Origin of the sequence: Nocardioides nitrophenolicus (genome assembly GCF_016907515.1) — a bacterium.
GTDB lineage: Bacteria > Actinomycetota > Actinomycetes > Propionibacteriales > Nocardioidaceae > Nocardioides > Nocardioides nitrophenolicus.
On the sequence record NZ_JAFBBY010000001.1, the window covers coordinates 2,550,733 to 2,564,963 of the forward strand.

At 72.7% G+C, this 14,231-nt stretch carries 16 protein-coding genes; 3 read left to right on the forward strand and 13 right to left on the reverse strand.

What is annotated here, in order from left to right:
• Nucleotides 1–47 precede the first annotated feature (47 nt).
• On the reverse strand, nt 48–1,571 hold the full coding sequence (locus tag JOD66_RS12420) for an ABC transporter substrate-binding protein (RefSeq protein WP_204837184.1): 1,524 nt from the start codon (nt 1,569–1,571) through the stop codon (nt 48–50).
• Nucleotides 1,572–1,735: 164 nt separating this feature from the next.
• Here JOD66_RS12420 and JOD66_RS12425 point away from each other — a divergent pair, with 164 nt between their 5' ends.
• Genes JOD66_RS12425 through JOD66_RS12435 form a run of 3 tightly spaced genes read left to right on the forward strand, consistent with a single transcriptional unit; the run spans nt 1,736 to nt 3,791 of the window.
• The gene (locus JOD66_RS12425) at nt 1,736–2,470 is read left to right on the forward strand and encodes an enoyl-CoA hydratase/isomerase family protein (RefSeq protein WP_204837185.1); all 735 of its coding nucleotides are present in this window, start codon (nt 1,736–1,738) and stop codon (nt 2,468–2,470) included.
• Complete coding sequence (locus JOD66_RS12430; protein ID WP_204837186.1) at nt 2,467–3,279, forward strand: VOC family protein; 813 nt, start codon at nt 2,467–2,469, stop codon at nt 3,277–3,279. The genes JOD66_RS12425 and JOD66_RS12430 overlap by 4 nt, the downstream gene beginning before the upstream one ends.
• A complete protein-coding gene (locus JOD66_RS12435; protein ID WP_204837187.1) occupies nt 3,279–3,791 on the forward strand; it encodes a flavin reductase family protein in 513 nt (170 codons plus the stop codon). The genes JOD66_RS12430 and JOD66_RS12435 overlap by 1 nt, the downstream gene beginning before the upstream one ends.
• Before the next feature lie 28 nt (nt 3,792–3,819).
• Here JOD66_RS12435 and JOD66_RS12440 read toward each other — a convergent pair whose 3' ends face one another.
• The 12 genes from JOD66_RS12440 to JOD66_RS12495 form a co-directional block, all read right to left on the reverse strand.
• Complete coding sequence (locus JOD66_RS12440) at nt 3,820–4,452, reverse strand: TetR/AcrR family transcriptional regulator (RefSeq protein WP_204837188.1); 633 nt, start codon at nt 4,450–4,452, stop codon at nt 3,820–3,822.
• 14 nt (nt 4,453–4,466) lie between these two features.
• Nucleotides 4,467–4,955 carry a MaoC family dehydratase gene (locus tag JOD66_RS12445; protein WP_204837189.1) on the reverse strand — a complete coding sequence of 163 codons (489 nt, stop codon included), beginning with the start codon at nt 4,953–4,955 and terminating at the stop codon, nt 4,467–4,469.
• A gap of 2 nt (nt 4,956–4,957) precedes the next feature.
• On the reverse strand, nt 4,958–5,749 hold the full coding sequence (locus tag JOD66_RS12450) for an enoyl-CoA hydratase/isomerase family protein (protein WP_204837190.1): 792 nt from the start codon (nt 5,747–5,749) through the stop codon (nt 4,958–4,960).
• A complete protein-coding gene (locus JOD66_RS12455) occupies nt 5,746–6,699 on the reverse strand; it encodes a zinc-binding dehydrogenase (protein WP_204837191.1) in 954 nt (317 codons plus the stop codon). The genes JOD66_RS12450 and JOD66_RS12455 overlap by 4 nt, the downstream gene beginning before the upstream one ends.
• Nucleotides 6,696–7,397, reverse strand: a complete 702-nt coding sequence (locus JOD66_RS12460; protein ID WP_204837192.1) for a nitroreductase family protein — start codon at nt 7,395–7,397, stop codon at nt 6,696–6,698. Before JOD66_RS12460 ends, JOD66_RS12455 begins: the two co-directional genes overlap by 4 nt.
• Nucleotides 7,394–8,146 carry a nitroreductase family protein gene (locus JOD66_RS12465; protein WP_204837193.1) on the reverse strand — a complete coding sequence of 251 codons (753 nt, stop codon included), beginning with the start codon at nt 8,144–8,146 and terminating at the stop codon, nt 7,394–7,396. Before JOD66_RS12465 ends, JOD66_RS12460 begins: the two co-directional genes overlap by 4 nt.
• Nucleotides 8,143–9,108: a nuclear transport factor 2 family protein gene (locus JOD66_RS12470; protein WP_204837194.1), complete on the reverse strand. Its 966-nt coding sequence runs from the start codon at nt 9,106–9,108 to the stop codon at nt 8,143–8,145. The genes JOD66_RS12465 and JOD66_RS12470 overlap by 4 nt, the downstream gene beginning before the upstream one ends.
• Before the next feature lie 70 nt (nt 9,109–9,178).
• Entirely contained in the window at nt 9,179–9,922 is a 744-nt protein-coding gene (locus JOD66_RS12475; protein ID WP_204837195.1) for an IclR family transcriptional regulator, read from the reverse strand.
• 3 nt (nt 9,923–9,925) lie between these two features.
• Complete coding sequence (locus tag JOD66_RS12480; RefSeq protein ID WP_204837196.1) at nt 9,926–10,963, reverse strand: LuxR family transcriptional regulator; 1,038 nt, start codon at nt 10,961–10,963, stop codon at nt 9,926–9,928.
• Nucleotides 10,964–10,987: 24 nt separating this feature from the next.
• Nucleotides 10,988–11,497 (reverse strand): flavin reductase family protein, encoded by a 510-nt coding sequence (locus JOD66_RS12485; protein ID WP_204837197.1) that lies wholly within the window; start codon nt 11,495–11,497, stop codon nt 10,988–10,990.
• Nucleotides 11,494–12,705: an acyl-CoA dehydrogenase family protein gene (locus tag JOD66_RS12490; protein ID WP_204837198.1), complete on the reverse strand. Its 1,212-nt coding sequence runs from the start codon at nt 12,703–12,705 to the stop codon at nt 11,494–11,496. Before JOD66_RS12490 ends, JOD66_RS12485 begins: the two co-directional genes overlap by 4 nt.
• 26 nt (nt 12,706–12,731) lie before the next feature.
• Complete coding sequence (locus tag JOD66_RS12495; protein ID WP_204837199.1) at nt 12,732–14,231, reverse strand: aldehyde dehydrogenase family protein; 1,500 nt, start codon at nt 14,229–14,231, stop codon at nt 12,732–12,734.

Consider the following 14,231-nt stretch of genomic DNA (forward strand, 5'->3'; position numbering starts at 1 on the left):
GGAGGTGCCGGCCGCCGAGCGGCCGGCACCTCCGGGGGATGGGTGGGTCAGTGCGTCGTCTGGGTGAAGTCGACGGCGTTGAGCGGGCTGTAGACGGTTCCGGAGACCCCGTCGGCGAGGCCGTAGCTGTAGGTCTGGCGGTAGAGCGGGACGTAGCAGTGCTTCTCCACCACGCCCAAGGTGTTCAGCTCGTCGTACGTCGACTGCGCCGCCGCGGCATCGTCCTGCTCCAACGCCTTCGCGGTCAGCTCGTCCATCCGCGGGTCCGGGCAGTTGCCCGTGATCGAGGCCGTCTTCATGAACCCACTGGCGAAGAAGTCCGGCACCGCCACATTCGGCACCCCCGCGAAGATGTAGAGCCCGTTGAGCTGACGACCGATCACCTGCTTGACCAAGGTGCCGTAGTCCACCGGCTGGTACTTCACCTCGAACCCGGCCTGCTCCAGGCTGCCGCCCACGGCCTGGGCGACCTCCTCGATGTTGGTGTACTGACCCGCCGGATAGGTGATCGGCACCGTCGGCCCGTCGCCCCCGACCAGCTCGGCCGCCTTGGCCGGGTCGGCCTCGACCTGCTCGGCCGGCTCGGTGCCGGGCTTGACGTTCAACAGCCCACCGTCAGCACTCGCGTTGCCGTCGAAGATGCCCTTCACGATCGCGTCCCGGTCGATCGCCAGCGCCGCGGCCTCGCGCAGCTTCGCGTCGTCGAACGGCGCCTTCGTCGAGTCCAGGAAGGCGATGATCTTCATGGCCGACTCCGTGCTGACCACCTCGATGCCCGCCTTCTCGGCCTCGGCCACCTGGGCCGGCGGCAGGTCGAAGGAGAGGTCGACGCTCTTGCTCTGCAGCAGCGCCAGCCGCTGCGACGCCTCGGTCGACCAGGTGAACACCACACCCTGGTTGGCCGGCTTCTCACCCCAGTAGTCCGGGTTCTGCTTCACCGAGATGCTCCGCCCCGCCTGCACCTTGTCCAGCACATAGGGACCGGTGCCGACCGGAGCCGCCGCGAAGCCCTCCGAGCCCTTCTCCTCGTAGTAGGCCGGCGGGACGAGGTAGACGGTGGTGAGCAGGTTCGGGAGGTCGTACTGCGGGCTCTTGGTCTTCACCACGAAGGTGGTGGCGTCGGTCGCCTCGACCGAGGTCACGTTGGCGAAGTAGGACTTGAGGATCGACGCGTCGGTGTCGCGCGAGAGGAGCAGCGTGTTGGCCGCTGCCGCCGCGTCGGCCTTCTCCCCGTTGCTGAAGGTCACGCCCTCGCGCATCGTGAAGGTCCAGGTCGTCGGGTCGTCCCGCGTCCACTCGGTCACCAGACCGGTCTTGTCCGGCTCCAGCTCGTCGTCGGTGTGGACCAGCGGCTCGAGCATGGTCGCCCAGACCACCTGGGCCGAACGGGCCCCGACGATCGGGTCGAGCGTCGCGGGCTGAGCGTTGAGCAGCGCGCGGATCGGCGCGGAGCTCGACCCGCCGCCACCTCCAGCGTCGGTGTCGGAGGAGCTGCCGCAGGCCGTGAGACCGAGGCTCGCGGCGGCGAGGACCGCGACCGCCTTCCGGAGCGCGAAGCTGTGTGCCTTCATCGTGATGTCCTTCTCGAGGCGAGGGTGCTTGCTGACCAGGGATCCGAGAGCGTGACGCTCGCCACACCGTACCGACCGGCCGGTATGTCGTCAACGGCCTCGCTCGGCGAGATCCGCACCCGGCCGGCTTCCGTTCATACCGACTGGTATGTATGATCTCCCTCATGTCCACGACCCTGACCCGCGAGCGGGACGGCCGCGTGGCCCGCGTCGGGTTCGACCACGCGGAGCGCGGGAACTGCTTCGACGAGCCCCGGCTGAGCGGCCTCGTGGCTGCCCTCGAGGAGGCCGCCGCCGATCCCCGCTGCGCCCTGATCCGCCTCGACATGGCCGGCCGGCACTTCTGCGGCGGCTGGGACACCTCGTCCTTCGGCGCCCTCGCGACGGCGGGCGAGGATCAGGTCGCGGCCGACCTGCGCGCCACCGACGAGGCCCTCGACCGGATCCGGCGGCTGCCGGTGCCGGTCGTCGCAGCCGTGCGCGGCCAGGTCATCGGCTTCGGGCTCGGCCTGCTGAGCGCGGTGCACCTGCCGGTGGCGGGCACGGGCGTGCGCGCGTCTCTCCCGGAGGCCCGGTTCGGCTTCGCCCCCGCCGGCGTCGGGCACACCGTCAGCCAAGCCCTCCCCCGTGCCCAGGCCTACGCCCTGCTCACCGGAGCCACGAGCGCGACCGCCGCCGACCTGCACCGCTGGGGCCTGATCGCGCAGGTGGTCGCGGACGACGGCCTGGACGCAGCGGTCGACGACCTGGTCGAGACGCTGATGGCCGTGCCGGGCGACACCCTGCGCGCGGTGACCGCGGTCGTCGAGTCCAGCCGGGCGACCGGCCGACCGGCCCAGGCCTACCTGATCGCGGCGCGCACCATCGTGCGCGGCGCCGCGGGGGGCGAGCACCGGTGACCCGGCCGTTCCTGGCCGGTGAGGCCGTCTGGATCGAGCTCAGTACCTCGGATCCCGCCGCGGCCGAGAGCTTCTACTCCCAGCTGCTCGGCTGGGAGGTACGCCACGAGCGGATCGGCTCCTCGACGTACCGGATGTGCAGCCTCGGCGGCCGCGACGTCGCCGGCATCTCCGACGCGGGTGCGCTGCACGCCGGCCACCGCGGCTGGATCACCTACTTCGCTGTCGACGACATCGACGGCTCCACGCGTCGCGCGGTGAGCCTGGGCGCCGAGCTGCTGACACCGCCCCGCTACCTGCCCGCCGCCGGCGCCGGGGGTGCGGTCATCGACCCCTTCGGCGCCGTGTTCGGGCTCTACCAGGGCGAGTCCCGGGCCGGCGTGGAGATGCTCAACGCCGTCGGCGCGCTGTGCTGGAACGAGCTCGACACCGGTGAGCCCGAGGCGTCCGTGGCGTTCTACCGCGAGCTCTTCGGCTTCGGGACCGATCGCCGCGACTCACCGAGCGCGCAGCCCTACACGGTGCTGACCCTGGGCGCGGTCCCCGTCGCCGGGGTGCTGGAGCTCGACAACGACTGGCCCAACCTGCTGCCGTCGCAGTGGATCGCCTACTTCAACGTCGCCTCGCTCGACGAGGCGCTGGCCCGGGTCGTCGACCTGGGCGGTACGCCGAGCGTCGGCCCCGTCGCCAGCCCGCACGGCCGCCTGCACCTGGTGCGGGACCCGGGCGGCCACACGCTGTGCCTGATCGAGCTCGAGGACGGCCTCCGTCCCGACACCCTCCTCCACGACCCGGCGGTGAGCGCATGATGACCGAGCCCCTCTTCGACACCGGCGAGTTCCGCCAGGTCTGCGGGCACTTCCCCACCGGCGTCACGGCGGTCACCGCGCTCGACGACGACGGCGCGGTCGCCGCGCTGACCGTGAACTCCTTCACCTCGGTGTCGCTGGAGCCGGCCAAGGTCCTGTTCTGCCTGGCGACGACCTCGTCCAGCTTCCCCGTCCTCAGCCGGGCGGCCCGGATCGCCATCCACATCCTCGGCCAGGACCAGGAGGACATCGCCCGGCGCTTCGCCACCTCCGGTCTCACCGGCGCCGAGAAGCTGGAGGGAGTCGCCTGGACGCCCGGGCCGGGCGGCGTACCGCTGCTGCCGGGGACGCCCGCGATCCTGGCCGGCACGAGCGACGAGATCATCACCAGCGGCGACCACGTGATCATCCTGGTCGACGTCGACCACGTGCACCGCAAGCCGACCGCCGTCCCCGCGCTCTCGTTCTACCGGGGTCGCTTCGCCGCGCCGGTCACCTCGCTCGGAGGCTGAGCGCGGGTGCTGAGCCGACGGGGGCCGGTCAGGCGAGCAGGCCGTCGAGGACCAGGGTGCAGAACTGGTCCGCGACCTCCTCGATCTTCAAGGTGCCGTCGGGGTTGAACCACTGGAAGGCCAGGGAGCACATGCCGAGGATGCCGAAGGTGATGATCCGGCCGCTCAGGCCGGGCCGGAAGGTGCCCTCGTCGAGACCGCGCTGGACGGCCGCCCGGAAGATCGCCTCCAGCTCGTCGCGCTTGGCGGCCACCGCGGCGAGGCGGTCACCGGTGAGGTGCCGGCGCTCCTGGTAGAAGATCGCCACGTGGGCCCGGTACGACGACACGCCGGCCAGGCTCAGCCGGATCAGCTCCCGGAGCTGGTCGACGGTGTCGGGGTGCTCCTCCACGATCGCGGCCGCCGCTTCGAGCTGGGTGTCGAGATACTCGTTCTGGATCTGCCAGAGCAGATCCTCCTTGCTCTCGAAGTGGTGGTAGAACGCGCCCTTGGTGAGGTTCGCACGACTCACGATCTGCTGCAGGGACGTGCGGTCGAAGCCCTCCTGCTCGAACAGGTGCAGGGCGCTGTCGACCAGCTCGCGCCGGGTGCGCGGCGGGTCGTAGCCTCCCGTCCAGCGCCGCCGCCCGGACGGCGTGGTGGCTTCAGCAGGCTCGGTCATGGGCTCTCTCATCCTCAGGCGTAGTAGCGGAACAGGATCTCCGCGACGCAGCAGGTCTGTGGCTCGTCCGCGAACTCTACGGCCACCGAGGCCTTCGCCTGCACGCCTTCGACCGTGTTGCCGTCCGCCGCGGTGAGCGGCTGGGCGGCGACGAGGGTCGCGACACCCTGGATCCGGGTTCCGGGCGGCAGCGGCTTGATGAACCGGACCCGGTCGAGACCGTAGTTCACGCCCATCGAGAAGGTCTCGACCTCGAGGATGTCGGCGAGGAGGCGCGGGACCAGCGCCAGGGTGAGGAAGCCGTGGACGATGGTGGAGCCGAAGGGGCCGTCCTCGGCGCGCTCGACGTCCACGTGGATCCACTGGTGGTCCTTGGTGACGTCGGCGAACAGGTTCACCTCCTCCTGGGTGACCACCTGGGTCTGGCTGATGCCGAGCTCCTGGCCGACCAGGCCGAGGAGGTCCGCGGGCGTGGCGACGGTGACCTTGCTGGGGGTGCGCATGCTCATTCCGATCCGGTGGAGGGTGAGGACGGGGCGGACCCGGCTCGACGCAGGGCGCCCAGCAGGGTCCCGGCGGGCGCGGAGCCCTGGGCCGAGGCGTGCACGGTGAGCGCCTCCCACTCGCGTGCCCACGCGTCGTCGTCGGCATCCGCCGGCCCGCGGGCGAGGTCGAGCATCCGGCGCAGGGCGACCGGGGCGAGGGCGGCCAGGCCCTGCGCGACCTCGAGCGCCCGGCCCGCGAGCCGGTCGTCGTCGACGACCTCGCTGACCAGGCCGTGCCCGGCCGCCTGCTCGCCGGTCCAGGTCTCGCCGGTCAGCAGCAGCCGGCGGGCCAGCACCGGCCCCACCGCCCGGGGCAGCATCGCGCTGGAGCCCCAGCCCGGAAGCTGGCCGACCGCGATGTGGCGGTCTCCGACCCGGGCTGCCCGGCCCGCGATCGCGATGTCGCTGGCCAGCAGCAGCTCCAGGCCGCCGCCGAAGGCGACGCCGTTGACCGCCGCGACGGTCGGCACCGGCGCGGTGCGCAGCCGACGTACCAGATCCCGGCCCTGGGCGAGGAAGGCCCGCAGGCCCGCCGGATCGCCCAGGAGCGCGGAGGCCTCGACCAGGTCGGCGCCGGCGCAGAAGGCCCGGCCGGTCCCGGTCAGCACCAGCGCCCGGACGTCCGGCGCATCGGCCTGGTCCAGCCACTCCGTCAGGCCGGCCAGCACCGTCGAGTCGCAGGCGTTGCTCGCCCGAGGCCGGTCGATCCGGGCCTTCAGAACCGCGCCATGGCGGGTGAGGACGACGCTCACGGGATGCTCACGCAGAGCTTGCCGAACGCCGTGCCGGCCAGCATCCGCTCCACCTGGCCGCGGACCTCGGCCAACGGGACGACGCTGTCGACCACCGGGGTGATCCGGTGCTCCTCGACGAGACCGAGCAGCGCGCGGAACTCCTCGAGGGTGCCCATCGTCGAGCCGTGCACGCTGATCTCGCGGGCGAACAGTCGCGCCAGGTCGAGCTCGGCGACGAAGCCGGTCGACGCGCCGCAGGTGACGATCGCGCCACCCGCCCGCGTGGAGAGCACGGAGTGCTCGAAGGTCGCCGGTCCGACCGTCTCGACCACGACGTCCACCAGGTCCGGCACCCGCTCACCCGGCGCGAGCGCGAGACGTGCTCCAGCCGCCAGGGCGCGCTCCCGCTTCTCCGCGGAGCGGGAGGTGACCAGCACTTCCGCGCCCGCCGCCGTCGCCAGCGCGGCGGCCGCGGTGGCCACGCCGCCACCAGCACCCTGGACGAGCACGGTCTGGCCGGCGTGCAGACCGGCGCGGGTGAAGAGCATCCGGTACGCCGTGAGCCACGCGGTCGGCAGGCAGGCCGCCTCGGCCATCGACAGGTGTGCCGGCTTCGGAACCAGGCTCCCCACCGGGACCACGGCCGTCTCGGCGAGTAGCCCGTGGCCCAGGTCGCTCACCAGCGTGGCGTGCGCGACCACCTTGCTCGTGACCCGGCCGGGCAGCACCGGGTAGACCACGACCTCCCGGCCGTCGTACACGCCGGCGCCGTCGCTGCCGAGCACGTGGACCCCGTCGGGCTGCCGGGCGACGCCGCGCAGCATCCAGACGTCGTGCATGTTGAGCGCCCCGGCCCGCATCTCGACCGCTGCCCAGCCCTCGGGCACGCTGGGCGTGGGGAGTTCGCCGACCTCCACCGCCGACGCCGGGTCGGTGGCCGAGGACCCGCCGACGTACGCCGCCCTCATGCCGTGCCCGCCGGCTCGGTGGCACCGTTCCAGAAGGCGACCTCGCTGAGCTCGGCCCGCGCGGCCGGCCGGAAGTCGAGGCCCTGCGTGTAGGCGACCGGGAGCAGCGTGACCGGCCGCCAGTCCTCGGGCAGGGCGAGCACCTCCTGGACCCGGCGCGCCTTGTGGGCGAGCGCGGTCGCCATCACCGAGCCGAGGCCGCGCGAGCGCAGCGCGAGCTGGAAGGACCAGGCGAACGGGAAGATCGAGCCGTAGTAGCCGGACGCCGCGCCGCCGACCGGGCGCTCGGGGATCGGCTTCGTGCTGCACAGCACGACCAGCACCGGCACCTCCTCGAGGTGGTCGACGAGATGCTTGACCGCTCTCAGCACCCGCTCCTGTCGGTCCTTCGACACCTGGTCGGGCCGGACGTCCGGGGAGAGCCGAGTCGTGGTCGCGGCCTCTCCCGTCGCCAGCGGTCCCTCGACGGTCTGGTGCCAGACCTCGGTGTAGAGCCGGCCGAGCTGACGCTTGAGCTCCGGGTCGTCGACCGCGACGATGCGCCAGTCCTCCAGGTTGGAGCCCATCGGCGCCTGCTGAGCGAGACGCAGGCACTCCTCGACGACCGTGCGCTGGACCGGACGGGTGAAGTCCATCCTTCGGCGTACCGCACGGGTGGTGGTGAGTACCTGGTCGATGTCGGTGATGACGGCGGTCACGTGACGTCCTCTCCGGTGAGCCGGTCGACCGGCTTGTCGGCGTACGGGAAGGGGGTGCTCCAGTGGTCGAGATAGGCGACCTCGGCGACCGGTTTGCGCGCGGCGACCTTGAACTCGGTACCCACCGTGTAGGCGACCGGCAGCAGGGTGACCTGTACCGCGTCCTCGGGGATGCCGAGCAGGGCAGCGGCCTCGGCCGCGTGGTGCAGGTGCAAGGTGGTGATCACGGTGCCCAGCCCCCGGGCCCGAAGCGCCAGGTTGAACTGCCAGATCGCGGGATAGACCGAGCCGTAGAGCGCCGACGACGTGCCCGCGCCGCCCTTCGCCGGATCGGGCCGGGTGGCACATGGCACCACCAGGTACGGCGCCCGGGCCAGGGTGCGGGCCAGGTGGTCCGCCCCGTCGAGGATGCGGCGGGTGCGCCGACTCACCTCACCGTCGCTGCCCACGCCGCCGAGCCGGCCCTGGACCGTGTCACTCTCCGCGCCGGCAGCGCTGTGCAGCGGTGCGTGGACGAACTCCTCGTACGCCGAGAGGTACAGCGCGGCCAGTCGCTCCTTGACCTCGGAGTCGGCGACCACCACCCAGCGCCAGTCCTCCGCGGCACCGCCGGTCGGCGCCTGCAGCGCGAGCTGCAGGCACTCGCCCACGACCTCCAGCGAGACCGGCCGCTCGTGGTCGAGCCGGAGCCGGACCGCTCGGGTCGTCGTCAGCACGTGGTTGAGGTCGGTGAACGGCAGGGCGCTCATCGGGCCACCTCCGCGTCGTACCCCATCAGCTCGGCGACGTGCAGGGTGTCGCAGTACTCCCGCAGCTGCCGGATCCCGTCCGGGCCTACGTCGGCCACCCACAGGTAGCGGTTCTGGTAGCGCGCCCCGTCGCCGAGCAGCGCCTCGCCGGTCGCCTCCACCGCGACCAGCTCGTCGTCGGCGATCACCCGCCGCGGGGTCACCGCGATCGCCGGCGACGCGTAGGCACCGGAGCCGACCCGGGCCCGCATGGCCGCGAGCTTGTCGGCGATCGGGACCACGCCGTGGAAGGGTCCGTTGGCCGCGATGTCGCCCCGCGCGTACAGCCGGCCCCGCCGCCGGTCCCGCCCGGAGTCGGTCCACCAGGTGGCGTCGGGCGCGAACGGCGCCGCGAACCGCTCCAGGTCCCCTTCGGCCAGCGCCACCCACAGTCCGAGCACGCTCCGGGCCGCGGCCGGCAGGTCCTCGGGCAGTGCGGGGGCCGGCGGATGCTCGGTGGTCGTCCGCGGGATCGCGCTGCCGTCACCGACGACGTGCTGCGCATGGATGGTGTCGAGATACTCCCGCACCGAGGTGATCGCGCCCGCCTCGTCGACGTCGAACACGAACGCGTAGCGGTTGGCGTAGACCTCGCCCGAGGCGTGCACCCCGTGACCCTCGACCTCGATCACGCAGTCTCGCGCGCCGGCGACCACTCGCCGCGGGATCTGCCGGCACCCGGTCGGGAAGGCGCCCGGCCCGAGCTCGCGCATGAGCGCGAGCTTGGCGTCCATCCCCATCAGCCCGTGCAGCGGGAACCGGCCACTCCCCTCGGGGGACAGCACGGGATCGCCCCCGCGCCGGTCCGGGCCGGAGTCGACCCACCAGACCGCGTCCGTCGCGCAGAGCCGGGCCAGCCCGCCGAGGCTGCCGCGGTCGAGGGCCGCGACGAAGTCCAGCCCTGCTCGCACGGCGCGCGACATCCAGCCTCCTCATACCGACTGGCAGGAATGATGCCGGGGTCAGGGAGACCCGTCAAGGCGGCGGTCGGCGTCAGGTGACCGACCGGTCGGCCGAGACCTCACGACCGACCGCGGCCAGCATCCCGGCGTACCGCTCGGGATCACCGTGACCGGCGGGGCTCGTGACGGACAGCGCCGCCAGCAGCAGTCCGGTGGGGCCGAAGATGGGCACGGCCACGGAGCAGTGGCCCGCCGCGGCCTCCTCGACCTCGGTCGCGTAGCCGTCGTGACGGGCGCGGACCAGCTGGTCACGCAGCAGCTGGGGCGAGGTGACGGTCAGCGGGGTCACCTGTTCGAGCCCACGCATGAGGACCGCGTCCACGAGCTCCGGCGGGCTGTGGGCGAGGAGCACCTTCCCGGTCGCGGTGGCGTGCACCGGCCGGCGACCGGGGGTGGGCGAGGACGTCGCCGCCTGCCGCGGGCTGCCGGCCCGCTCGAGGTCGAGCACCTCCCTGCCGTCCAGGACCGCGAGGTCGACCGTCTCCTCCGTCGCTAGGCGGAGGCTGTGCAGGTACGGACGGATCGCGGCACGCAGCACGCGGAGGCGGGGCACCCGACCGCCGAGCTCGAAGGCCCGCAGCCCGAGGCGGTACTCCTGCCCGGACCGCTCCAGGAGGCCCCACTCGAGGAGCTGCCGGTTCAGGCGGTGGACCGTGGGCTTGGCGATGCCGGTGCGCCGCGAGATCTCGGCCAGGGACGGCTCGGCGTCGCCGCTCGCGACGCACTCCAGGATCAGCCGTGCCTTGCCCAGCACGCTGTTGGCGTCGGTGCTCACGCCCTAGCCTCGGAGCCGGGTGAGCAGCTGGACCCGGGTGTGCACGCCGAGCTTCGCGTAGATCGACTTGATGTGGTGCTTGACCGTGTGCGGGCTCAGGAACAGCTCGTCGGCGATCTCCCTGTCGCTGCGCCCCCGCAGTGCACACGCGGCGACGTCGGCCTCCCGCTCGGTCAGCAGCTGGCGGATCGAGGGGTCGAGGTCGCCCACGCCCGCCCCTTCGAGACCCAGCACGGAGACGACCACCTCCGGGTGGTCCGGCAGGCGCTGGGACGTCACCGTGATCACCATCTGGCCGCCGTGGCCGTCGGGAGCGGTCACCGAGTCCACTCCGCGCTCGTCGTCGCAGTCGAGCAGCTGCACGAGCTCCTGGCCCGCGACGCCGATCTTCGCGAAGAGGTCGAGCGCGGGCGCGTTGAGATGGCGCCGCGCCGCGTCGAGATCGGTGACCACGACCGGCGTACGACAGCGGTCCAGGGCGGCGCGCAGCTGGGTGCGCTCGCGCTCGACCGAGCGACGCTCGTCGGCGGCCGCCACCGCGATGCCCAGGACGGCGGCGGCGGTCCGGGCCGCCTCCCGGTCGGCGTCGCTGAACGCCGGCTGGTCGTCGTGCCGCGCCAGGTTCAGGGTTCCCGCCACCTCACCGCCGACGACGAAGGGCGCACAGAGGACCCGCGCCATGGCGTGCGGGGCGAAGACGTCGCGCACCACCGGCAGTCCCCGCCACTCGTCGGGCGACATCAGCGAGTCGCTGTCGGCCACCTGGCGTCCGCGGAGCGCGGCCTGGACGACCGGGTCCTGGTCGCGCCCGTACCGCTCGTAGCTGTTGACGTAGTAGCTGCCGAGTCCCCGGATCTGCGCGACCGTGGGTCGGCCCGTCGCGTGGTCGTGCACGTAGACCCCGACCGCGAACGCCGCGAGACGGTGCGTGGCCTCGTCGAGGAACCGGCGCAGCAGGTCGTCGACGGTGGGCGAGGTGACCAGCTCGGCGACGAGCAGCGGCGGCAGCGAGGACCCGGGCCGGGCCGGCGATTCGTCCATCGATGCCTCCGCTCGACGAGGGCCTCAGCCACGCATCCGGCCGCGGAAGAACAGCAACGGCTCGACGTCCGGGTCCACGGACAGCGTCGAGACCCTTCCTACCAGAATCCAGTGCGAATGATTGCGGATCGCGTCGGCGAGATCGCACGCGAAGCGGCCCACGGTCCCGGTCAGGAGCGGTCCGGACTGGCTCGGGCGATGCGCGACGCGGGAGAACTTGTCGGGGTCCTTCGTGGCGAACAGCCGCGCGAGGTCGCCCTGGTCGTCGGCGAGCAGGTTGACCACGAACGTCCGGGAGCGCTCGATCGCCGCCCAGGTGCGGGACGAGTCGGCGAGGCACACCAGCACCTGCGGCGGCTCCAGGGTCAGCGACGTGAACGCGTTGACCGTGCTGCCGAAGCACTCCCCGTCCACGCTCGTCGTGATCACCGCGACTCCCGTGGGGAACTGCGCGCAGGCCCTGCGGAACGTGTCGGTGTCGCCGACCGGGACCTGGGCGGCGTCCCGGCCGGCGTCGGTCGCGAGCGCGGTCATGCCGTCGCCAGCCTCAACGAGGGCGCCTCGGCGGGGTCCAGGCCCATCGAGATCAGGCCGGCCATCTCCGCGCACGCGAGCGCGTTCGGCGGCATGATCGATCCGGTCGACGCATTGCGCAGCATCAGCTCGTACCCGCGCGAGCGCATCAGCGCGTTCAGGCCGCCGGCCGTCGTCCCCAGCGTCGACACGGTGTGGATGGCGGTGCCGACCATGAGCTTGGCCCGCAGGTACGCCGCGCAGGTCTGGACGCTCGGCCCGCTCCGCTCGTCGGCCTCCCAGGCCGCCTGGTACATCAGCAGGCGGGCGGCCTCCACCTGGGTCGTGGCGTGGCCGACGGCGCTGCTGATCGTGGGGTGATAGCCGGTCGGCTGCGCGTAGCCCTTGGCCGCGCGCGTACCGAGGTTCGCCTGCAGCCAGGCCACCATGCCCTCCGCGACGCCGAGATAGCAGCCGGTGTAGCCGCCCCAGGCGATGTGCGCCTGGGCGACGATCCAGTTCCCGAGGAAGTCGTCGATCCGGCAGAGCACGAGCTCGTCGGGTACGAACGCCCCCTCGATCCGGACCTGGTTGCTGCGCGTGGCCCGCATCCCGAGGGTGTCCCAGTCGTCGACGACCGTGATCGCGTCGGGCTGGTCGGTGGGCATCAGGAACCCGACGACCTCCGTCGGGTCGCTGCTCCCCTCGGGGTGGGCGAACATGAACGCGTAGTCGCTCGCCTCCCACAGCGACGCGAACATCTTGGTCCCGGTCACCTCGAGCCCCCCTGGTACGCGACGTGCGGTGAGCGTGGGGAGATAGGTCCCGGGCAGCAGGCTCGACGCTGCCGGCTCGGAGAGCGGTGCGCAGATCAGCGCCCCGCCCACGACGAGCTCCGCGAGCCGCTTCTTCGCATCGGTCGGAACGGCGTCCAGGGTCGAGCCGATCCGCGTGGCGACATAGTGCATGTTGAAGCCCAGCGCGGTCGCGGCGTCGCCACGGGACAGCGCCTCCGCGAACGCCAGCCACTGCGTGGAGCGGGCTCCCTGTCCGCCGAGCTCACGCGGCAGCGCGACGGCGTACAGGCCCTCCTCCCGCAGCCGGGTGAAGTTCTCGGTGGCGATCGTCCGGTCGCGGTCGTGCTCCTGCGCCCGGAGGGCGAACTCCTCCGCCAGGGAGGCACCGAGGCTGGCGAGCGTACGGCTGTGGTGGTCCAGTTCGAAGTGCATGTCGAGGTCTCCTTGATGGGCGTGGGTCAGACCCACATCGGCGGGCGGGCGCGGTCGAGGCTGGCGTGGACGACCTTCGTGGAGGTGTATTCGAGGAGGGTCTCGGCCGCGCCCTCGCGACCGAACCCGCTGGCCTTGACCCCGCCCTGCGGCTGGCCGAGCGGCGTGGCGAACCAGGTGTTCACCCAGACCATCCCCGAGTCGAGGCGGTCGGCGATCCGCAGCCCCTGGCCGAGCTCGCTGCTCCAGACACCGTTGGCGAGGCCGTAGTCGACACGGTTCACGCGCTCGACCACCTCGTCCTCGCCGTCCCAGACCTCCACCGTCAGCACGGGGCCGAAGAACTCCTCCGCCGAGGCGCTGGTCGCGCCGTCCGCCGAGGACAGCACCGTCGGGCGGAAGTAGCTGCCGCCGGCCAGCTCGGCCGGAAGCTCCGGAACGCCGCCACCGGCGCGCACCTCGGCCCCCTCGCCGACGGCGGCCGCCACCCGGTGGGCGACCTGGTCGCGATGGGTGCGGCTGACGAGCGGGCCCAGCTGCGTGGCCGGGTCGAGCGCGTCGCCGACGACGATCCGCTCCGCGCGCTCGCACACCCGGTCGAGCAGGGCGTCGTGGATCTCGCGATGCGCAAGGACCCTCGACGCGGCGAAGCAGACCTCGCCGTTCGCGGCGAAGATGCCGGTCAGCACGTCCTCGGTCACGGTGTCGAGGTCCGCGTCGGCGCAGACCACCATCGAGCCCTTGCCACCCAGCTCCATCAGCGCCGGCGTGAGGCCGGCGGCGGCATCGCCCAGGATGCTCCTGCCGGTCCTTGTGCCGCCGGTGAAGCTGATCTTCGCGACCCGAGGGTTCGACACCAGCGCGCGCCCGACCTCCGGCCCCAGTCCGGTGACGACGTTGACCACCCCCGGCGGGAACAGGTCCTGCACGAGCCGGACGAACTCGACCGTCGCGACCGACGCCAGCTCGCTCGGCTTGACCACCACCGTGTTGCCCGCCGCCAGTGCGGGCGCGAGCTTGTGCGCCACCGAGATCAGCGGCGAGTTCCACGGTACGAGCGCCGCCACCACACCGAGCGGTCGCGGCGAGGTCGCGACGTGGGCGCCCGGACCGCAGGGGAGGGTGCGGCCGTGGAGGTCCCGGACGATGCCCGAGAAGTAGCGGAAGATCTCCGCCGCCGTCGGTACGTCGATCAGCCCGGCCTCGCGGATCGCGCGCCCGTTCTCCGTCGCCAGCAGCCTGGGCCACCACTCGGCCGACGCCGACAGCCGTTCGGCCACCTCCCACAGCAGCGCCTGACGGGTATCGAGGGAGGTGTGCCGCCACGACGCGAACGCTCGCGCGGCAGCATCCACCGCCAGGTCGGCGTCGGCCGCGGTCCCGGCCGCCACCTCCGCCCAGCCCCGGCCGGTGCTCGGGTCCACCGCCGTGAACGTGGGGCCCACGGGAAGCTCCTCGCCACCGACGAGCTGCGGGACGGCGTACGAGAGGGTCAGCCGGTCCGGCTGCAGGGTCGTCCCGGTCAT